Here is a 21512-nt window from a genome sequence, read left to right on the forward strand (position 1 = left end):
AACAAGGTGCTGAAGGACAACAAGGTGCTGAAGGACAACAAGGTGCTGAAGGACAGACTAATGAATCATCTTCATCTGATGATACCAAATCTAACTAAATTTCAATTCAATCATTTATACTGAAATTATGATTAAGGATGAATTATGGCTGCAAAACGTGATTATTATGAAGTTTTAGGTGTAAGTAAAACATCTCCTCCTGATGAAATTAAACAACAATATAGAAAATTAGCCTTAAAATTTCACCCTGATCGAAACAAATCTTCTGAAGCAGCAGAACATTTTAAAGAAATTTCTGAAGCATATGCTGTTCTTTCAGATCCTGAAAAAAAACAAATCTATGATCAACATGGCCATGCTGGAGTTGATGGAAGATATTCTAGTGAGGATATTTTTCAAGGAGCACAAGGAGGTGGATTTGATTCAATTTTCGAATCTATTTTTGGTCGTGGTGGTGGTTTTGGTTTTAATCAACAACAAAGAGGTTCTGATCTTCTATATGAAACTCATGTAACATTAGAAGATGTTCTACATGGGAAAAAAATGGAAATTAATTTACAAAAACAAATCCAATGTGATGTTTGTAATGGTTCTGGAGCAAAACCGGGAACCAATAAAAAAACTTGTGATACATGTCATGGACAAGGTCAGGTAAGACAAACTCGTAACATGGGATTTGCATCTTTTGTAACAGCTGCACCATGTTCAGCATGTAGAGGTCAAGGTTCTATTATTGAAACACCTTGTAAGGAATGTAAAGGACAAGGAATGAAGAAAGGTTCTAAAACTATAACATTTGATATTCCTCCTGGTATTGATTCTGGAGATTATACTGTTTCTGGAGAAGGTAACGAAATTCCAGATGGAATAAATGGAGATCTTATTGTAAGAGTACGTGTACAACCTCATTCAAAATTTAATCGAGATGGAAAAGATATTTTTTATGATCATGATGTATCTATGATTGATGCAGCTTTAGGCTGTGAAATTGTTGTTCCTACTTTAGAGGGAACTGAAAAAATCAAAATTGATGCCGGAAGTCAACCCAATACTATTATCAAATTAAAAGGAAAGGGTGTATCTCACATAAATTCTAGAGGAAAAGGCGATCAATTTGTTAGAGTTGTTGTAAACGTACCAAAAAAACTCAACAAACATCAAAAGAATCTTTTAGATGAATTTAGAAAATCTAACGACTAAAATGAAAATTGCATTAGATGTTGATGGTGTACTTGCAGATGTGATAATTTCATGGATAAATTACAATAATTCTATTAGGCCAAAAATTGATAAATATCAAATTACAAATTGGGAATTTTGGAAAGAATTCAAAATAGATCCTTTTGACTTTTATTCTGAATTAAGTTCTTGTTGGAAAAATTGGATATCTATTCCTGCAACTGAAGAAAATCTGTCATCCCTTACAAAATCTCTTTCTAATATTGGTCAAGTTGATATTGTTACTGCCAGAGAACATTCGACTAATTCCTTTGTAAAATCATGGTTGGATCATCATGATGTATCTTATGACAACTATGTTTCTGTAATTGACGGTCCAATGAAAGCTGATCTGAATTATGATGTATTTATTGATGATTCTCCTCTAAATGCAGAAAAATTTCTTGAAAATAATAAAAAAGTATTTTTGTATTCACAACCATGGAATCAACATATTCACAATAATCAAATTCAGCGAGTTTCCAATCTTACTGAGGTAATTGAAAAAATAAAATTTCATTAATTTTTTTCAAATTTTCGAATATTTACTTGATGACCATTTCTAATATGTGTAGAATGAGTAGTGTTCATTAATTCACCAATTTTATCTTCATTATAGAATTTGGTATTGTATCTACCTAGTACTTTTTTACAATTTAAGCAATAAACTTCTCTAAATTCCATTTTCTCACTAGTTCATTTTGTATTTGATGTTTTAGTATAATAAAGAAACTTATTCTAGCTTTCAAATTTTTTCAATGCGGGAGTCACCCAGCCTGGTCAACGGTGTAAGGTTCAGATCCTTATCTTCTAGGAGTTCGTGGGTTCAAATCCCACTTCCCGCATCTATTTTCTAAAGATTTTCTATTTTCTTCTTGATATTTTTTAAAAGTAGATTGTTAATTGTTTCACCAGAAGCTTTACCTCTTAGTTCTTTCATTACAATCCCCATTAATGGTCCAATTGCTCTTTCTTTTTGGTTTTTTATTAGTTCTTTATTTTTATCTACAATATTTTCAATAATTTTCTCTAGATCATCTTCGTTGATTGATTGAATTGAAGTATTTTGCATAGCTTCTTGAACAGTTTTGGATTTTCCTGCCATTATATTTTCAAAAACTATTTCAATTGATTCTTTTGCAATTTTTCCTTTTTCTAACAGCTGAAATATTTTAAAAATTTCTTCATCCTGCAATAAATTAGAATTTAATCCACTTCTTTCTAAATTTGTAATTGAAGAACAAAGAATTGATGCTACAAATGTGGCATTGATTTTACTTTCCTTAATAATTTTTTCAAATAATACATAATATTTTGAATCAAAAATTTGCTCTGCAAGTTGTTGATTAATACCATATTTTGTTTCTAATTCTTTAATAGATTCATCCCATGATTTTGGTATATTTTTTTGAGATTCTGATATTTCTTCTTGTGTAATAATTATTGGAGGAATGTCAGTTTCAGGATACATTCTTGCTGCACCTGGTCTTGGTCTGAGAAATTTTGTTTCTCCTGCTTGAGTAGCTAGTCTAGTATCTATTGGAATACCGTTATCTCTAATATGTTCAATTCTTAAAACAATCTGATCTATAATAGTTTGAATTTTTTCTTGAGGTGAAGCTAAAATCAAAAAAGCATCATTTTCTTTAATTCCAGTATATTTCTTTAACTCGTTCAGATCTGTTTCTTCTACTCCGTAATTTGGTAATTCATCTGAATGAAACACTCCACCAATTCCAAAAAATCTTACTAATTCTGCTATTTCTTTCCCTAATCTAATACCTTCATATGGTGAATATCCAAAAATCCCAACCATATTTTTAAAAGATATTTCAACTATCTTGTGATTTTTCTTAATGGCATTTTGAATAATTTTTGATTTACATTTTGAAAATAATTCGGTAATGTCATTTCTGTCTTCATCATAAAATTTCCAATCTTTTTCTTGAATTTTATTTGAAATTTTAAGCAAACCGTGTTGTCTTTTTGCTTCATATTCAACAACTTTTTCTAATTGATCTAATTGCTGTACTCCCTTTACCTCAATTACTATGCCTCTTCCTTCTTTAATTGAAACATTAACATCTTGCCTAATTGATCCTAAACCTCTCTTTACCTTTTTTGTACTTCTCAAAATTCTTCCTAAAGATAATGCAATTTTTTTAATCTCTGATGATTCTACTTCAAAAGGCTCCGTTGCAATTTCAACTAAGGGAACCCCTAAACGCTCTAAACCAAACTTCCTTACAGAACCTTCTTCACCCAAAATTTTCGCTGCATCTTCTTCCAAACACACCGATTGAATTCCTATCTTTATTTTCCCTGCATAAAAATATCCTCCTTGTGAAATTAACATAGTGCGTTGAAATCCGGTAGTGTTTGAACCATCAATCACTGTTTTTCTCATAGGATATATCTCACTAAAAATATTTGATTTTAAAGCAGATGAAATTATTAATGCAATATTTTTTGCATCTTCATCTAATTCATGAGGAGGTTCTTCATCCTGCTCTACTAAACAACTACTCTGATTATTTGCATAATACATTATAGTTTTTGATTTTGTACTTTCAAACAATGCCGCAGGATCAAATTCCCCTAATTCACTTTTAGATACTCGTAATTTTCTTTGAAATTTAATGGAATATTCATCTGATTCAATAGGAGTACAATTGCAAAATAATTTCTTATTAGTTGATAATTGCTGATGAATTTCCAATCCTACTTTGACACCTACATCATTAATCGAAAATTTTTCCATATTGTCTCCTCCTATATTGAAAATTCAGATGCGATTCTATCAAGCATGAATTCCTTGATTTCATCCATTTTTTCAGTATTTCCAGTTACCCACATTGCTTTGACTAATGCCGTTTCAGGAATCATGTTTTCTAATGGAATTATTCCTAAATTAAGCAAATCTCTACCACTTTCATAAACTGTCATTCTAACTCTTCCATCAATACACTGTGAAGTCATTCCCATAAAGATCCCTTTTTCTTTTGCAATTTTTACTATTGAGTACATATTTTTTCCAATATGACCTAATCCAGTACCTTCAAAAATTATTGCTTTATAGTTTGAATCTATTATATTTTTTAACAAAGATGGTTCATACCCTGGATGATATTTAACCAGTGCCACTTTTTCATTTATTTTTATTTGGGGATTAAATTCCTGAGCTGAAAAATAATCTGTTTTCATATTGTTATGAATTTTATTATTCACAACTAAAAATGCAGGATCATCCCCCATTGTTTGGAATGCCCCTCTTTTGCTTGTATGGTTTTTTCTAACTCTAGTTCCTATATGACATGCAATTGTTTCATCATTTTCATCTTGATGCATTACAATGTATATTCCATTTGTATTACATTCAGTTAGAAATTTTGTAGCTCCAATTAAATTCAATGCAGCATCTGATGATGCACGATCTGAGGATCTTTGTGAACCTACTAAAGCAATCGGTATTGGAAATCCTGCCAATGAAAATGAAAGATATGAAGAAGTATAGTGCATAGTATCTGTTCCATGTGCAATAATGATTCCAGAGTAATCTGATTTAGAATATTGTTTAATCTCTTCAGCAATTTTTAGCCAATGTTCTGGTACGATGTTTTCTGAATATTCTGAAAATAGTACTTTGGCTTCTATGTTTGCAATCTTTGCAAGCTCTGGAACTGAAGAATTCAATTCTTCAGCTGTTAATACAGGTGTTACTGCACCTGTTCTGTAATCAATTTTACTAGCAATTGTACCTCCTGTTGATAAAAGCAAAATATTTGGTAATTTTTCATTTTTTTCTATTTTACTATCTTTTTCAATAATTACTTCTTTAGTTGGATTTTTTTCTATTTTTTCTATCTTGGTAATTTCTAAACCTATATTGTATCCACTTTTTAATTTTAAAACAATATGTTTATCATCACTGTGTTCATATCTTGGCATAATAATGCCTGAATAAGTAATATCAGCTAAAATTTTTACAGAATCACCAATTACAACTTGATTTTTCTTTAAAAATTCTAATGAATTTCCATCATACCCTGTGTATTCTGACATTTATGAGAATTAGATTTGTTATTTAATTAAAACTACCTGTAATAGGAAGCTACTAGTTTTTCTCCCATCTTAAGGTCTTTTTGTTCTCTAACTTTCTTTACTGCTTCTTCAAAGTGTTTCATAGTAACTTTAGCATCAATTGAGGTCTTCTCAATATCCTTAACATCTGGATGTGAATCTAGGAATTCGTGAATAACTAATGATACTGCAGTATTTGCAATAGATGCAGTATCTGCACCACTAAGTCCGTCAGTTATTTCAGCAAGTTTATCAAAATCAACATGTTTTGGATCATTTTCTTCACTTATAGTTGGAATCTTGGCTGCATTAATTTTCAAGATACTCTTTCTACTTTCTTTATCTGGAAGTGGAATTTGAATAATTTTATCAAATCTTCCTGGTCTTAATAATGCTGGATCAATCATGTCTGCTCTGTTAGTTGCTGCTAATACAATGACACCGTGCATATTTTCCATTCCATCTAATTCTGTCAATAGTTGACTGACTACTCTTTCAGTTACTGCAGTTTCGCCACCAGCTCCTCTAATTGGAGCAATTGAATCAATTTCATCAAAGAATACTACACATGGCGAAGATTGACGTGCACGTTTGAAAATTTCTCTAATTCCCCTTTCTGATTCTCCTACCCATTTTGATAAAAGTTCAGGACCTCTTACAGAAACAAAGTTTGCTTCACTTTGAGTAGCTACTGCCTTTGCAAGTAGAGTTTTACCAGTACCACTTGGACCGTGTAACAATATTCCTCTTGGCATATTGTGTCCAAGTTTATCATAAAGACCTGGATATTTCATTGGCCATTCAACTGCTTCTTGTAGTTCTCGTTTAACATCTTCTAAACCACCAACATCTTCCCATTTGACATCTGGATTCTCAATGAAAACTTCTCTCATGCCTGATGGAGTGACTTCGATCAAAGCTTTCTGGAAATCTTCATGATTTACAATTAGTTTGTCTAATGTTTCAGGAGGAAGTTTTTCTTCTTCTAAATTCAAAACAGGTAGTAATCTTCTTAAACATTTCATAGCAGCCTCTTTACAAAGATATTCCAAGTCTGCACCAACATACCCGTGACTAACTGATGAAATTTTATCAAGATTTACATCTTCACCCAAAGGCATGTTTCTACTGTGAATTGCAAGTATGTCTTTTCTTCCTTTTTTATCTGGCACTTTAATTTCTATTTCTCTATCAAATCTTCCTGGTCTTCTTAATGCAGGATCAATTGCATTGGGTCTGTTGGTTGCTGAAATTACAATTACTTTACCTCTTGCCTCTAATCCATCCATTAATGACAACATTTGAGAAACAACTCTTCTTTCAACTTCTCCAGTAACCTCTTCTCTTTTTGGAGCAATAGAATCAATTTCATCCACAAAAATTATTGATGGTGCTTTTTCCCTTGCCTCTTTGAAAATTTCTCTTAATCTTGCTTCACTTTCACCATAGAATTTACTCATAATTTCTGGACCTGAAATACTAATAAAATGTGCATTACTCTCATTTGCAACTGCTTTTGCAAGAAGTGTCTTACCTGTACCAGGTGGACCGTATAACAAAACTCCTTTTGGAGCTTCAATTCCTAATTTTTCAAATATTTCTGGATGTCTTAATGGAAGCTCAATCATCTCTCTTACTTTTTTAATCTCATTGTGAATTCCACCAATATCTTCATAGGTTACTTGTGGAACTCCACGTAATGTTTCACCTTTTTCTGCAATATGGAAAACTGTTTTTTGAGTAACCAAAACAGCATCAGCTGATGGATTCACACCAATAACTTGGAAAGTTAGACGTCCACCAAAGTATGGGACCATTACATTATCTCCTTTAATCAAAGGAACACTTTCTAAGGCATCTGCAAGATATCTTTCATCAATAGGTGGGATTGCTTCTAATGGAGCAACTACTACTTTTTCAGCAGCTACTGCTTTAATTTTTCTTACAGATATTGTATCACCAATAGCAATTCCTGAATTATTTCTTCCAAGTCCGTCAATTCTGATTATTCCTTTACCTTCATCAGATGGATAAAGTGGAAGACATTTTGCTACAGTTCTTCTTTTACCTTTAATTTCAATAACATCGCCTGTGGAGGCATTTAACGTATCCATAGAATCATAATCAATTCTTGCTACTCCTCTTCCTACATCTCTAGTATATGCTTCAAGAACTTTGAGAGATAGTGCATTTTGACTCATATACAATGGCCTCAATTCTAATTTTTATACCTTTGTGGTAATTTCCATAACTTACAGTAAGAATACCACAAGCTTAAAATTCTCTTTAGGTAGGAAACGATCAACTTGGGTAAGAGACCATTAGTTAGAAGACGAGGCCGTGGAGGCAATCAATTTAGATCTACATCTACTGGTAAAGTAGGAGTAAAAGCAAATTATCCACGTTTTCCACTAGCAGAACAACACGAGGGAAAAATTATTGATCTTATACATGAACGTGGGAGAGAAGCACCTTTAGCAAAAGTTAGATTTGAAGATGGCTCTGTTTCATTTGTACCTGCAGTTCTAGGAACTACAGTTGGTTCAACTTTACAATTTGGATTAAAATCAAATATCGAACAAGGTAATGTCATTAGTGTTCAAAATATTCCTGATGGAACCATTGTTTGTAATATTGAAAAACACTTTGGTGATGGTGGAGCTATAGTAAAATCTGCAGGAACAAATGCAACCGTATTTTCACATGGTGATGATGGTGTAACAGTCAAACTCCCATCTGGAAAATTTACTACTTTGAATCCTAAAAACAGAGCTATGATTGGTACTCTTGCAGGTGGTGGTGCAAGTGAACGTCACTTTATGAGCGCAGGTAACAAATGGCGTAGTTTTAAAGCTAAAGGAAAGAAATATCCAATTGTTAGAGGTGTTGCTCAAGCAGCATATGTACACCCACACGGTGGTGGACGTCATCAACATGTTGGACAAAGTTCTACAGTTTCAAGAGATGCTCCTCCAGGTGCTAAGGTAGGTAGTATTGCTGCAAGAAAGACCGGCAGAGCAAGAATCAAAGAAAGAAAGTAGTTTTTACTTTAACCTAAAATTGATTAATAGCCCAATTAATTATTGTTGTAGTGTCAGATCAACGAGTTAGACTTTTTGTAACTGGGAAGGTACAAGGTGTTTTTTTCCGTCAAACGCTCAAAGTAATGGCAAAGAAAAACAATATTTTTGGTTGGGTAAAAAATCTTGATGATGGTAGAGTCGAAGCTGTTCTGGAAGGAGATGTAGAAAAAATCAGTAGATTAATTGAATGGGCTCATGGAGGTCCAGCCAACGCAAGAGTTGAAGATGTAGAAATTCGAAATGAGAAATTTATAGGAGAATTCTCAAAATTTGATGTATTGTATTAGTGAATTTCATAAAATGCATCTTTAATGATCTCAGAAAACTCTGAAATATCTTGATCTTTTTTAACTTGAATTATTTTAACTGGTTCTTTTCTGCTTCGTTGAACTTTAATTATTATGCCATCTCTTACAGGTTCTACATCTAGGAACCATCTGAATGTCATAGATTTACAAAAAACCACTCTGTGCATTCTTACATCTTCTACCACTTTGTCTCCTAACGAAAAGCAAAATTCTCTTATTGCATCAAATAATGGCAATACATGACTAGGAATTTGTTTTTTAAATTCTTGATAATTTCTTTTGTTACCAAATGAGATTATTCCTTCCACAAATTGAAAAATTTTATTTTAATTATAAAGGTAGTAGATCTGCTGGTTCCAGTCTAGACGAATAGCCCCATTTCAAGGCGTACAAGATCCGCCACGTTGACGAGGAAGCGTGGATGCTCCACCTTAGGATTGCTCCCTCCCGGACCTCATCCCTTTCGATGGTTCGGTCTTAGAAGTTATCCCTTCGGATATTTCTAGTCCTGCAACCACCCGCCTCGGCGTGATTTCATTTCCGCACACCAAGCGGGAATTACCCTTCTAGAGATTTACCCAACAGTTGCTGATCTCTGCATATAGCCGGTTTCAGAATAGGGCACGGCTGGCACCCTGATCCTACCTACTACCATTTTTCCTTAGAAAGTATGTTATATTTGCATTAGGTTTGATTTTCTTTTAGTTTTAAAACTACACTACAAACTGAGCATACATTACCTGTACATTCATTTCCACATTTTTCACATTTTGTTTTTTCTTTTGTGTTTGAATTTTTTACAACTTGTGATATTTTAAGAATTGATTGATACAAATTATTTTTAATTCCGCTATGTTGATTTTCTAACGAATTCAAAAATTCACGAATCTCAGTTCTAATTCCTTCATTCATGTGTGGACATGGTTCTGATTGAAATGGCATGTCATTTGTAAATGCATAAAAAACTATTTCAGATTCATAAATCTCACAAAACGGTTTTATTTTTCTTAAAGAGTTTGTAGAAGTATCAGGATCCATCCATCCAATTTTAGTCGTATCTCCAGATAACATGTTTATCACAAACGTTTGTAATGTGTCATCTAGATTGTGACCCGTTGCAATCACATCTGCCCCTATATCCTTTGCTGCATAATCAATAGCTCTTCTTCTTAAGGTTCCGCATATTGAACATGATGAAGTTTTTTCACTTTCACGTAGATCTAATGCTTCATCTAGTGTTAGTTCAAAAAGATCTTTGTAAGAATAGACTTTATGTTCAACATTAAGTTCTTTACAAAATTTTTCAACAATATCTAATGCTTCATTTCTATACCCTGGAATTCCTTCATCTATAGTAATTGCTTTAATTCTAAAACTATGAGTTAATGCCATTTCGTTAATAATTTTCAACAAAGCAAGAGAATCTTTTCCTCCTGAAACTGCAACTGCCACTAATTCATTATGTTTTATCATATTATATTTTGAAATAGTTTTAGCAGTTTTTCTCACAATTGATTTTGAAAAACATTGTGAACAAAGCTTTTCACCTGAATATTTTCTTGTATATGCAGGTGGGTTTTTACATCTGTCACAATTCATAAGATGAACCATCTTTTTTCATTAATGATTCTTTAGGTATTTTTAGATTGTAAACCATCCTGATTTTAAATACGATAAAGCAATGTTAAGGCCAAATAGAGCAAAAGTGAATGCATAGATTCCCCACATGACAATATTTACTGATTTGTCTGAAATTCTCTTATCGATAATTGTGTGAATGAATTTTCCTCCATCCAAAATTGGTAATGGGAGCATGTTGATAATACCTATAAAAAACGAAATCATCCAGAGCCATAACAAGAACATCGATACGTTAGGATCATTCCATTCGATGAAATTCATTATAGGTTTGTATGCAAATGTGTTATCTCTCATAATTCCAATTAATCCTCTTTCAGGATCTTCAGGCGAAGCCATTATCTCTACACCAAAATTTAATGGTTGACCATCTCTGATTACAGAAACACTTGCAGTATCACCTGGACTCAAAACCGGAAAGTCGACTGGACTGAATATCGGTATGTCATTAATCGATGTGATGATATCATTTGCAAGTAATCCTGCTTGTTCTGCACCTGAGTTTTCAATTATTGAAAGTATCAAAACTCCTTCTGGAAGTTCATAAAATGCACTAAGTAACGGCTCAGGTAAAACCATTGCAAAGAATGGATTTGTTAATAAAATAGCTCCTAACACAAATGCAAACATTACATTTGATGTAGCTCCTGCTCCAATTACTCTTAATTTGGAAATTTTTTTGGCTTTATCAAATTCTTCTTCATCTGGTTCTACAAATCCTGCAAACATTGCGATAAAAATAGCAAACCCTCCTGTTTTGATTTTTATTTTTTCTAATGCCGCAACAATTCCATGTGCCCCTTCATGAATTACTAGTACAATTGGAATTGATAATAGAAAGTAAGTAATAGATGATGCTGATGTCAGTGTAACTCCAGGAATAAGAACCGTTAATTCTGAGAATTCTGATTGTGCTACAAAAAAGTTTGAAACATTATTGAGCAAAAACCAGAATGCAAATCCCATCATAATAAAACCTGCAATTACACTCGTATCTGCAAACACTCTAATCCCTCTTTTTGTTCTACTAAGTAATTTTAAGAGAACTTCATTTACTCCTTTATTCTTGTATACTAGACTGTATGCCTTTATCTCAAAACCATATTTTTCAAACTTTAGTGCTTTTGCAATTATGACAATAACTACCCAAGCCATTAAGACATAGATAATCGAATTTTGAGTAATAAAATCAAGTTCCAAACTAATTGTTAATTTTTTAAGGTACGGACATTTATCGTTTACTATGAAACCAGTAATCATAATCTCAACTTATCCTAATAAAAAATCAATTTCTAAAATTGCTAATGAACTTGTATCAAACAAAATTGTAGCATGTGTAAATATTTCTAAAATTTCATCAATTTACTCTTGGAAAGGAAAAATCGAAAACTCTTCAGAATATCTAGCTATATTCAAAACAATTAACAAAAACAAAACAAAGTTAAAAAATAAAATTAAAGAAACTCATCCATATGATGTTCCTGAAATAGCTGAAATTGATGTTAGTTCAATTAATCAGTCATACATGAATTGGTTGGTAGATTCCACCAATTAGGATTCTACTGCATATCGTAACAATGATACAATTCCACCTAATCCTGAAACTCTAAGACCGATATCCGTAGATGAATCAACACTGAAAATTTTTACTCCTTTTGTTTCAGCATCATTTAGAAAGTCCATTACTTTCTGTTCATCATTTTCTTGAATGATTTTATCTGAAAATACTAATGATTCAACTGCTCCTACTTCATTTGCATTAAAGGTTTCATCATACCCCATAGTAAATTTCCTACTTGTTTTTTTTGCAAGAATCATTACCTCGTCAATTATTGATGATGCCTTAGCCAGTTTGCTATCAGACATTATTTCTTGCATTGTTTGAGATTTTGTAAATGTATATATTCCATCTTCTCCTCCTGAGTCAATTCCTTCTACAACTTGAATTTTATATTTTTGAAGTTTTTGTGACTTTTCAATAAAATTCCCAAACCTTTTTTTTGTTTCTCCAGGACCAAAAATTATTATTGTATCTCCTTCTTTGAAAATTGTTGATATGGCCTGCAACACTTGATCAAAGAATTTCTCAATATTGAAATTTGTTTTGTATCTTTTTCCACCAGAACCAGAGTAGATATTTGGCATAAATTCTAAATGTGTACCTCTTAATCTTGCAATTCCACTATCACTTGTATCAATTGCAACTAAAACAAAACTAATCTGATTATTACTTGATTCTAAAAGTTTTTTTTCTATTGGTAACCATTTTTTCTTTGAAATTGTAATACCATCATTTAGCTTTAAGATAAAAGAATGATGTGAACCATGCGGAACTGATTCATTACTTGATTCAGAAATTGTACCTCCTACTCTTAATCTATCTAACACATCATCGAGTGAAATCTTTTCTACTGATAATGCAACTCTAACTTTGATTCTCTCTCCTTTATCTGGTCTTGAATAGTCTTTGTCTTGTTTTAGAACTCTTGTAGTATCACCAATAACTTTGTCATTTTCTTTAATTATACGTCGTAAATTCAAAAGATCCTCTGAATCTTCTGGAATCACTGAAATTGAATTTTCATCTATTTCCTTTGTAATCATAATAATATTCTAATTTAGAAAAAGAAAAGAGTTTAACTTGTCGTTTCTTCTGGTTTTGTTTCTTGAGATTTCTTTTTCAGATAATTCTCAACCCATTCTAAAGTGAGAACTCCTGATTCAGACAAATTTGTTAAAGAATTTGCAGATGCTTCTCCTATAACTTTGCCATTGTTTCTTCTGATTTGTCTCCATTTTAGAGAAGTGTTTCCACTTTTTGAATTATAGATAATACCCAAGATGTCTTTTGCATTCACAAATGTAATGTCTCTAATTTTTTTCAAAGTAACTTTATCAGCAGCTTCGACATAAATTGCTCCCAAGCTATCTTCTCTTTCTGCAAACACCTCAAAATCTTCTAAATAAGCTCTTGGTGCATAGGATTTACAAGTACTAGATATGACAAATCTTCTAAAACTTTCTAATGATGCAGGAGTGTCTATTGTAACCATTTTGAATGATTGAACTTTTAGCCATTTATCAAGCTTCTTGAAAGACTCAATAGGAATCTGCTTAAAATATGCCTTGCAGGCCATGATGTACCTATCCCTTTGATTGATGATGAGGATCTTGAGTTCTGAGCCTGCCTTAGGATTTTAATTAATGCTGACCATAAACAAAACATGAAATCTCTAACTGAATATCTGACATTTGAAGTCAAAACAAGAAGAGCCTTTGTCAACATTACAAACGATGTGAAAAGTTTAGTTATCAAAAGTAAAGTCAAAGAAGGTCTTTGTCTTGTAAATGCAATGCATATCACAGCAAGTGTTTTCATTAACGATAATGAAGGTGGGTTACTACATGATTATGAAAAATGGTTAGAAGGATTAGCTCCTCACGCACCTACATCTCAATATGATCATAACAAAACTGGTGAAGATAACGCCGATGCACATCTTAAACGACAAGTAATGGGCAGAGAAGTTGTAGTAGCAATTACTGATGGTGAATTAGATTTTGGACCCTGGGAAGAAATTTTTTATGGTGAATTTGACGGAAAAAGACCAAAAAGAGTTTTAGTTAAAATCATTGGCGAATAATTATCCAAAGTCTGCATCACGTTTTTGACTTTGTGATTCATTCTTTCTTGCTGCATCTCTGAATTCATCATTATGGTTTTGTGGTCCATGTCCACATTTTACACATGCAATTTTGAATCCATCTTCATTTTTTTCATATATCTCACAGCCACAGAAGCATGCCATGATTGAATGTTATTTTATGATGATATATCTTTTGGGTTGTGTTTTGTTTATGCTGATTTACAACATTCACCCATTGGGATTTCGTGATCATGCGGACATTTTCTTGGATGTTTTAACATTACACAAAGTGCATCTGTAAACTGTTTATTCATATGATGTTCAATTCCACAAACCATTTCCTCATCAATTTCTACTTTGAGTGCACTATCCATAAGAACTTCTAATAATCTACTGTTTCGCATCATACTTGCTCCAATTCTTTCACCATCTTCTGTTAATCTTACTCCTGCTTTGTTGTAATTTACAAGATTTTTTACATTAAGTTTTTTGAGCATTTGAACTACACTAGGTTGCCTAACGTTGAGCATTTTTGCAATTGTACTTATTTTTACATCCTCTCCTCTTTCTTTGATGTGCCAAATTGCTTTAAGATACATCTCAACATGTTCTGCTTCTGCAGTCCCTACAAAGAGAGTCTCTTCATTCTCATCATTTAGTGAGTCCATATTAGACCTTCTTGGAATCTTTTAATAAATATTCAAAGTATTGACGTGCAAATCCTGCCAAACCCGCATGATCTGCCCAGATTGCAACAACTTCTGATGAATTTAATCCTCCGATTTCAGGTCCTAATAGAATTACAACATATCTTTTATCTGAAATTATGCCTCCTCCAAACAATCCTTTCTTGATTGTCACAGTAGCAACTCTTTTGATTGCCTTGATTGATTCTTTGTCCATCTTATCGGATGTAAGAATTGTAATGTCTACTCCCTTATCATGAAGTGATCTTAGTTTTGGTAATGCTTGTTTAACAAGTTCTACTCCAGCTTCTGGCAATGCAATCATTACTTCATTTCTACAAGTTTCAACCATTTCTAAAATTTTAGCTGCAATGTTTACTGCTCCTGATAATACCCATATGTCTGGTCTTTCACTAGTTCCGCTTTTTTCATAGAGTGGAACTAGTTCATTTAATATTATATTTTGATTCTGTGAAAAATCAGTTTCCATTTTTTGTTTTGTTGTCTCAAGACCTGTAGATGGAGATTTTGCAAAATATTTTGTTGGTCTTGAATCATCTGAACCAATCCAACCTTTTTCTTCTAAAGTTCCTAAAACCTCATAGATTTTTGAATAAGGAACTCCTGATTTTTGACTAAGATCTGATGCTGTTAATTCTCCAGACTTTAACAAAGCTGAAAATGTTCTGATTTCATAACTGGTAAGACCAATTTTTTCTAATGCTTTTCGTGTCTTGTCTGATATATTCATCTGCGATCTAGTCGATCAGTTTTGATATTTAAATCAGGTATGCCTACCTCCTAAATTCCCCACGGGGGCAAGTAGGAAATGCATTATATACCAATTCAGAAAAGTCACCAATGTAGGTATGGCACTAATTCAGATATCCAATCAATCAACTAAAAATTTAGGCAAAAAATCTACCATTAGATTTACTCAAAGTATATGTCCAGACTGTAACATGATTCTCGATGCTGAAGTCTTTGAGAGAGATAATCAAGTGTTTATGTCAAAAGTTTGTCCAACTCACGGCGAATGTGAGGAATTATACTTTGGTTCTTATGAAATGTACAAGAAATTCAGTACATATTGGATGGATGGCAAAGGTGCCCATTCTCCAAACGTAATGATTGACAAATGCTCATGTCCAAACAACTGTGGATTATGCTCAAACCACTTATCACACAGTGGATTGGCAAACATGATTGTAACTAACAGATGTGATTTAACATGCTGGTATTGTTTCTTTTATGTTAAGAAAGGTCTTGAAGGCGCTTACATGTATGAGCCAGATCATACTCAAGTTAGAGGTATGATGAAAACTCTAAGAGCAGAGAGACCAATTCCAGGAAATTCTATGCAAATTACTGGTGGTGAACCAATGCTTAGAGAAGATATTGCAGATGTTATTAAAATAATGAAAGAAGAAGGCGTTGATCATATTCAAATGAATACAAATGGTATCAGACATGCAATGGATCCAGAAGCTGCAAGAGAGGTAAGACTAGCTGGATGTAACAACTTGTATCTTTCCTTTGATGGTGTAACTGCAAGAACAAATCCAAAAAACCATTGGGAAATTCCTTATGCGCTTGATAGTTGCAGAAAAACAGGTACTACAGTAGTATTTGTTCCAACAGTAATCAAATCAATTAATGATCATGAATTAGGTGGAATTATCAGATATGCACAAAAGAATATGGATGTAGTTCACGCTGTAAACTTCCAACCAGTATCACTAACTGGAAGAATGGGTAAATCCGAACGTGAAAAATACAGAATCACAGTTCCTGATTGTGTTCAAAGAATTGAAGAGCAAACTAACGGTGAAGTAACTGTTGATGATTGGTTCCCAGTCCCAAGTTGTATGCCATTAACAAATGTAATTGAAGCATTCTCAAGCAAACCAAAATATGAGTTATCAATTCACTTTGCTTGTGGTGCAGGAACATACATCTTTGAAGATGCAGACACAAAGAAGTTTGTTCCATTAACAAAATTCTGTGATATTCAAGGAATGTTAGAATTATTTGAAGATAAAGCAGAAGAAATTCGTTCTGGTAAAAACAAGTACTTTACAATGCTTGAAGTTGTTAGAAAACTCAAAGGCTTTGTTGATACAAAGAAACAACCTGCAGGATTAGATTTAGCAAAGATGTTTGGCAATATCTTGATGAAGAGATCATTTGATTCAGTTGGTTCATGGCACGTCAAGGGACTATTCCTCGGTATGATGCACTTCCAAGACAAATACAATGAAGACCTTGAAAGATTACAAAGATGTGATATTCACTATGTAACTCCAGATCTCAGAATAGTTCCATTCTGTGCATTTAATGTGATTCCAGAATGGTATAGAGATAGAATTCAAAAGAAATATTCTATCACTGTAGAGGAATGGGAAGAAAGAGAAGGCGTCAAATTAGAAGATGGTCTATACAGAGGTCTTATGAGACGTGGAGCAGGTGATGAACTTGCAGCAGGATGTGCAAAGAGCGAAATGTTCCATCAAGCCGCTCAAGCAACTATGTAAACTGGTTAAATTATTTTATAATTTTAATTCTTTTGTCCGTTTACACTAATTCCACTTTCAATTTCATTAAAGTGAGAAATCTTTAGTTTTGAATCTTTAAACCATTTCTTTACTTCTTTAACAGAATGCCTGTATGCGTATTCTGGGAAATACCAATCAAAGTTTGTTGCAACACTTTGCTCAAATGGAACATCTCCTGACCACCAACATTTCAAAAAATTCCAATAAATAAATCGCTGAACATCATATGTCCCTTTTTTGATATTTAGAACCGGAATATCTTTTGGAATGGTAATTTTTTTATTAATTTTTGAAAGATTTTTTCCTAAAATTGCCATGTCCTTTGATAACTCAATACATTGTTTTTCAGTCATTTTGACAGTAGATTCACGAATAAAGGTATCTGCAAATTCTCTAATAGGTCCTTTAATCTTGTATACGTAAATTGAAATTAATCCCTTTTTGGCAAGAAGTTTTGTAAGCATCTTGAATGAACTTTCTGTATCTTTTGTATGGTGTAAAACCTGATCTGAGCAAATAAAATCAAAGAAATTTTTCTTAAATGGAAGTTTTCTAATATCTGCTTGAAGAAAATGAACGTTAGGAAGATTTCCGTATTTTTTGTAGGCAAAAAGAACACTTTCACTTGCGTCAATTGCAAAAACTTGTGCATCAGGATTTGACGAAAATAGTTTTGCACTATTTCCAACACCTGTACCAGCATCAAGAATTTTTGTCCTGGTCTTCAAAAATTTATTAAAATTCGTAGTTGTTTTCCATCCAAATCTCTCTAAAAACCATTTTTTTTGTCCATTAATCCAGTTTTTTGTATGATAAGTTTTATTGTATTTTTTCCATTTTGAAGAAAAAGAATTTTCTGTGTCCACAAAAGTTTTTGCAGTATCGACAACTAACCTTGGAATTCCATCTTTAATTGGAAATTTGTGTTTATTTAAACAAATTAAATTTCCTTCAATAATCTCATCTTTCTTTTTCTTCAAAGATTTTAAAACAAGTTTTTTCGAGCATTTTGGACAAATTAGATGCTCTACAAGAAAATCTTTCATAAAATAATTTCAGATTAAAGGGAAATAAAAACCAGTAATGTGAAAAAATCAATTATTGTATCAAAATTCTTTACAATGATAAAGTTGTATTTTCATTCATTTCTTTTGTAATAAAAATTCTGTACCATATTTCTAATGCAAGAAGCCCCAAGAATTTATTTACATATCTCACATTTGGTTCAGAATTAAGATTTGATAGATGCTTTTTAACCCATTCACTGCTAATCAAATTATCTTGAAGAATTCTAGCATTATCTAGGTAGTGTGTACATAATTTACTTCCAAAAGATTTCCATAAATTGATAGTATTGACTGAAAAACCTTGTTTTTTGGGAGTGATCAGATTAGGATCTATATGTTTTTCCAAAATTGTACGTAATGGAATTTTTCCAATATTGTTTTCTTGATTATATTTGAGAGAGTTTTTTAGATGTGGAGCAAATTTCAATAATTCTTTTGACAATAATGGTGTTACAGCGTTAAGTTCAAAATATGAATAAAATTTTGAATTTAATGGAATCCAATTATACAACAATTTTCCATTAATGTCAGCTAGAAATACTTGGTCAAGAGGAGGTAATGAATTTTCAAAATATGGAAGAAGTTTTGCATAAATCTCATCCCAAGAAAAGTTTAGATTCTTACCAAACAATTCTTCTTGATCAGGAACCCAATCTCTTTCGTGACAATCTAGGTAAAGCTTAGTTTTTTCTATTGATGTCATTTTTACATCATAATTTGATAAGAATTTTTCATAACGAAAAGTATATCCACCAAATAATTCATCACCACCATCTCCTGATACTAGTGATTTTGAAAATTGTTTTGCAGTTTTTACCATATGATACCAATGTGTATCCCAAAATGGCATTTTGATAATGCTGATTGCTTTAGGCAATTCTTCAAGAAAATTATCTATAGAAACAATGTTGTGATTTGCACTAAATTTTTCTGCAATTTTTGTTGCAATTTTTGTTTCATCCACACTATCAGCAAATTTTACTGAAATTGCTTCAATTTGAATTTCTGGTAAGGCTTTTCTTAATAATGCTAGAACTAAGGTTGAATCTACGCCACCACTAAGTGCTACAGAAATTTTTTCTTCTGTTACCGAATTTTTAATTGAATTAATAATTAATTCTTCAATTTTATGCACAGGATTTTGATATTCTATAACTTCAAAATCATCTGAACTCAATTTTTTATTGGGAATTTTTAATGATGGATAATATCTCAAACTTAGTATTTCCTTAATCATTTTGGAATAATTTTCAATGCTCATTTACTTAATACCCTGAAAATTCATTCAGTTTTGTGTCTTTATATGGCTCTCGATTGCCTTGTAAGATTTAAAGATATGATTATTCCATCAAATTCGTGAAATTTGTTGTAACTGGTGGTTCAGGATTTATTGGTAGTTATATTGTAAAACATTTACTTGAACACAAGCATGAAGTTACAGTAATTGATAATTTTTGGAGAGGTAAATTATCTAATTTATCCGGAATTGAAGATCAAATTTCAATAAAGAAAATTGATATTCTAAATTTTGAAGAACTCAAAAGAATTATTTCTGATTCTAATGGAATTTTTCATCAAGCTGCACTTACATCAGTTCCTGAATCATTTTCTCAAAAAGAAAAGTATCATCAAGTCAATGTAAATGGAACTGAAAATATTTTTAAAATTGCACACGAATTTGGATTAAAAGTTGTATATGCAAGTAGTTCTAGTGTATATGGAAATACTGAATCTGTACCTATAAAGGAAGATTTTGATAAAAATCCAATTAATCCATATGGAATTACTAAATTAGAAGACGAAAAATTAGCGAAAAAATATCACGAACTTGGAGTTTCAATCATTGGTATGAGATACTTTAACGTCTATGGAATTGGACAAACAAATGACTATGCTGGAGTAATTACTAAATTCTTTGATTGTATTAATAATAATGAATCTCCAATTGTTTTTGGTGATGGTTCACAAGTTCGTGATTTTGTATCAGTTAAAGATGTTGCAAAGGCTAATCTTCTTGCTATGAATAGTAAAACTGATTTTGCATTTTTAAATATTGGAACGGGCATTGTTACATCCATTTTAGATCTTGCAAAAATTATGATTAAACTTTCAGGAAAATCACTTGAAATCAAATTTTTGAAATTACCTGAAGGTGATGTAAAAGAAAGTCAAGCTGATGTTAATCTTTCTAAGAAATTAATTAACTGGACTTATGAAACTCCTTTAGAACAAGGATTGAAAAATTTCTTTTTTACTTAATTTTCTTTTAATAAATTTTCATAAAAATTTGTATATTTTGGAAGTAATACCTCCCATGTTAGATTCTTAATTACAAAATTATATCCAGCCTGACCAATTTTCCTTGCTTTATCTTTATCACTAAGTAAATTGTTTATTGTTTCAATCAATTGAGTAGAATTTTCAGGTTCCACCAACAAACCATTTTCTTCATTAGTAATTAGTTCTGGAATTCCGCCTACATTTGTTGCAATTACAGGAATTTTGAGATAGAATGCTTCCTTAATTACTTGAGGTATACTTTCCATTCTTGATGGTACAACTAAAACAGAGGATGATTTCAAAATTGACATTGTATTTTCCCAATCTAAATCTGTACAATAAACTACATTCCCATTTAATCTTGATTCAATATTTTTCAAGATGTCTATTCCTTTCTCATAACTATCTCGTCCAATGAAAGCAATTTGATTTTCTTTTTTTGAAACATCTTTAATTTTTTCAAATTTTTTTGTATCGAGAGGCGCATACAAGAATTCAAGATCTATTCCCAATTTCTTTTTGTAGGATTCTTTAACGGCTTTGGAGTCTGTAGTTAATTTATCTGCCCATTTCAAAACTTTAAGTTCATTTGAACTAACTGCTTTTGCAGTAACATTGGAATGTAATGATTGGACTTGGTCTGAATATATGCCATGTATTGACAATACTTTTTTCTTGGCTTTAGTATATTTCATGGCAAATGCAGATGGAAAGTTAAATGCATGCACAATGTCAAATTTTTCATTTTGAATAATTGCTCTTAATGAACTAAATGCAGCAAAACTTGGATTCTTTAATTTTTTAATCGGAATATGTGTAGTTTTCATGAGTTTTACCTCATACCCATACTCATTGAGTTTGTCAGCTACTCTTTTTGCATGTCCACCAATTCCACCTGAAAATCTTGGAGAAATAAAAAGAATTTTCATGTCTATTTGATTTGTAATTGA

Annotated in this window: 22 protein-coding genes, 1 tRNA gene and 1 other RNA gene; 9 read left to right on the forward strand and 15 right to left on the reverse strand. The window is 32.0% G+C overall.

The genetic code is table 11. From position 1 onward, the window contains the following. Positions 1–144 precede the first annotated feature (144 nt). The 3 genes from dnaJ to K5781_RS02040 all read left to right on the forward strand — a co-directional run bounded on the left by dnaJ (position 145) and on the right by K5781_RS02040 (position 2063). On the forward strand, positions 145–1200 hold the full coding sequence (dnaJ, locus tag K5781_RS02030; protein ID WP_297440213.1) for a molecular chaperone DnaJ: 1056 nt from the start codon (positions 145–147) through the stop codon (positions 1198–1200). Position 1201: 1 nt separating this feature from the next. Beyond that, positions 1202–1741, forward strand: a complete 540-nt coding sequence (locus K5781_RS02035; RefSeq protein WP_297440215.1) for a hypothetical protein — start codon at positions 1202–1204, stop codon at positions 1739–1741. A gap of 237 nt (positions 1742–1978) precedes the next feature. Next, a tRNA-Leu gene (locus K5781_RS02040) sits at positions 1979–2063 on the forward strand. An 8-nt stretch (positions 2064–2071) separates the two neighbouring features. Here K5781_RS02040 and gatE read toward each other — a convergent pair. Genes gatE through K5781_RS02055 form a run of 3 tightly spaced genes read right to left on the reverse strand, consistent with a single transcriptional unit; the run spans position 2072 to position 7499 of the window. Then, the gene (gene gatE / locus K5781_RS02045) at positions 2072–3979 is read right to left on the reverse strand and encodes a Glu-tRNA(Gln) amidotransferase subunit GatE (protein ID WP_297440217.1); all 1908 of its coding nucleotides are present in this window, start codon (positions 3977–3979) and stop codon (positions 2072–2074) included. Between the two features lie 11 nt (positions 3980–3990). Beyond that, positions 3991–5280, reverse strand: a complete 1290-nt coding sequence (gene gatD / locus K5781_RS02050) for a Glu-tRNA(Gln) amidotransferase subunit GatD (RefSeq protein ID WP_297440219.1) — start codon at positions 5278–5280, stop codon at positions 3991–3993. Positions 5281–5312: 32 nt separating this feature from the next. Beyond that, on the reverse strand, positions 5313–7499 hold the full coding sequence (locus K5781_RS02055; protein ID WP_297440221.1) for a CDC48 family AAA ATPase: 2187 nt from the start codon (positions 7497–7499) through the stop codon (positions 5313–5315). A gap of 105 nt (positions 7500–7604) precedes the next feature. On the opposite strand from K5781_RS02055, the gene K5781_RS02060 reads away from it, so the two are divergent. Further along, positions 7605–8339 carry a 50S ribosomal protein L2 gene (locus K5781_RS02060; protein WP_297440222.1) on the forward strand — a complete coding sequence of 245 codons (735 nt, stop codon included), beginning with the start codon at positions 7605–7607 and terminating at the stop codon, positions 8337–8339. A 50-nt stretch (positions 8340–8389) separates the two neighbouring features. Next, the gene (locus K5781_RS02065; protein ID WP_297440224.1) at positions 8390–8668 is read left to right on the forward strand and encodes an acylphosphatase; all 279 of its coding nucleotides are present in this window, start codon (positions 8390–8392) and stop codon (positions 8666–8668) included. Here K5781_RS02065 and K5781_RS02070 read toward each other — a convergent pair. The 4 genes from K5781_RS02070 to K5781_RS02085 form a co-directional block, all read right to left on the reverse strand. Beyond that, positions 8665–8997, reverse strand: coding sequence for a DUF5655 domain-containing protein (locus K5781_RS02070; protein WP_297440226.1), 333 nt, complete (start codon positions 8995–8997; stop codon positions 8665–8667). The genes K5781_RS02065 and K5781_RS02070 overlap by 4 nt on opposite strands. A 31-nt stretch (positions 8998–9028) precedes the next feature. Further along, positions 9029–9340, reverse strand: an RNA gene (gene ffs, locus K5781_RS02075) — signal recognition particle sRNA. A gap of 33 nt (positions 9341–9373) precedes the next feature. Then, positions 9374–10288, reverse strand: a complete 915-nt coding sequence (locus K5781_RS02080; protein ID WP_297440228.1) for a TIGR00269 family protein — start codon at positions 10286–10288, stop codon at positions 9374–9376. Positions 10289–10330: 42 nt separating this feature from the next. Then, complete coding sequence (locus K5781_RS02085) at positions 10331–11527, reverse strand: site-2 protease family protein (protein WP_297440230.1); 1197 nt, start codon at positions 11525–11527, stop codon at positions 10331–10333. Positions 11528–11570: 43 nt separating this feature from the next. On the opposite strand from K5781_RS02085, the gene cutA reads away from it, so the two are divergent. After that, positions 11571–11882: a divalent-cation tolerance protein CutA gene (gene cutA / locus K5781_RS02090; RefSeq protein ID WP_297440232.1), complete on the forward strand. Its 312-nt coding sequence runs from the start codon at positions 11571–11573 to the stop codon at positions 11880–11882. Here cutA and K5781_RS02095 read toward each other — a convergent pair. Together K5781_RS02095 and K5781_RS02100 are read right to left on the reverse strand one after the other, a co-directional pair. Continuing rightward, positions 11879–12931, reverse strand: a complete 1053-nt coding sequence (locus K5781_RS02095; protein WP_297440233.1) for an mRNA surveillance protein pelota — start codon at positions 12929–12931, stop codon at positions 11879–11881. The genes cutA and K5781_RS02095 overlap by 4 nt on opposite strands. 32 nt (positions 12932–12963) lie before the next feature. Next, positions 12964–13380: a hypothetical protein gene (locus K5781_RS02100; protein WP_297440863.1), complete on the reverse strand. Its 417-nt coding sequence runs from the start codon at positions 13378–13380 to the stop codon at positions 12964–12966. Between the two features lie 171 nt (positions 13381–13551). Between K5781_RS02100 and K5781_RS02105 the strand changes: the two genes are divergently transcribed. Then, complete coding sequence (locus K5781_RS02105; protein ID WP_297440235.1) at positions 13552–13971, forward strand: secondary thiamine-phosphate synthase enzyme YjbQ; 420 nt, start codon at positions 13552–13554, stop codon at positions 13969–13971. On the opposite strand, the gene K5781_RS02110 is transcribed toward K5781_RS02105, so the two are convergent. From K5781_RS02110 to K5781_RS02120, 3 genes are read right to left on the reverse strand one after another with little or no spacing between them, the layout of a single operon-like run. Beyond that, positions 13972–14136 (reverse strand): hypothetical protein, encoded by a 165-nt coding sequence (locus K5781_RS02110; RefSeq protein WP_297440237.1) that lies wholly within the window; start codon positions 14134–14136, stop codon positions 13972–13974. A gap of 47 nt (positions 14137–14183) precedes the next feature. Continuing rightward, entirely contained in the window at positions 14184–14642 is a 459-nt protein-coding gene (locus K5781_RS02115; protein WP_297440238.1) for a metal-dependent transcriptional regulator, read from the reverse strand. 1 nt (position 14643) lies between these two features. After that, positions 14644–15411, reverse strand: a complete 768-nt coding sequence (locus tag K5781_RS02120; RefSeq protein ID WP_297440240.1) for a helix-turn-helix domain-containing protein — start codon at positions 15409–15411, stop codon at positions 14644–14646. A 118-nt stretch (positions 15412–15529) separates the two neighbouring features. Here K5781_RS02120 and tes point away from each other — a divergent pair, with 118 nt between their 5' ends. Next, the gene (tes, locus tag K5781_RS02125) at positions 15530–17194 is read left to right on the forward strand and encodes a tetraether lipid synthase Tes (protein ID WP_297440242.1); all 1665 of its coding nucleotides are present in this window, start codon (positions 15530–15532) and stop codon (positions 17192–17194) included. 23 nt (positions 17195–17217) lie between these two features. Here the strand turns inward: tes and K5781_RS02130 are convergent, their stop codons facing one another. Together K5781_RS02130 and K5781_RS02135 are read right to left on the reverse strand one after the other, a co-directional pair. Further along, the gene (locus tag K5781_RS02130; RefSeq protein WP_297440244.1) at positions 17218–18261 is read right to left on the reverse strand and encodes a methyltransferase domain-containing protein; all 1044 of its coding nucleotides are present in this window, start codon (positions 18259–18261) and stop codon (positions 17218–17220) included. A 70-nt stretch (positions 18262–18331) separates the two neighbouring features. Then, entirely contained in the window at positions 18332–19519 is a 1188-nt protein-coding gene (locus K5781_RS02135) for an asparagine synthase C-terminal domain-containing protein (RefSeq protein WP_297440246.1), read from the reverse strand. Positions 19520–19638: 119 nt separating this feature from the next. Between K5781_RS02135 and K5781_RS02140 the strand changes: the two genes are divergently transcribed. Continuing rightward, positions 19639–20541, forward strand: coding sequence for an NAD-dependent epimerase/dehydratase family protein (locus K5781_RS02140; protein WP_297440248.1), 903 nt, complete (start codon positions 19639–19641; stop codon positions 20539–20541). Here K5781_RS02140 and K5781_RS02145 read toward each other — a convergent pair. Next, positions 20538–21491, reverse strand: a complete 954-nt coding sequence (locus K5781_RS02145) for a glycosyltransferase family 4 protein (RefSeq protein WP_297440250.1) — start codon at positions 21489–21491, stop codon at positions 20538–20540. The two genes, K5781_RS02140 and K5781_RS02145, sit on opposite strands and share 4 nt — an antisense overlap. Positions 21492–21512 lie beyond the last annotated feature (21 nt).

This window comes from Nitrosopumilus sp., assembly GCF_025699255.1.
In the GTDB taxonomy this organism is placed as follows: Archaea; Thermoproteota; Nitrososphaeria; order Nitrososphaerales; family Nitrosopumilaceae; genus Nitrosopumilus.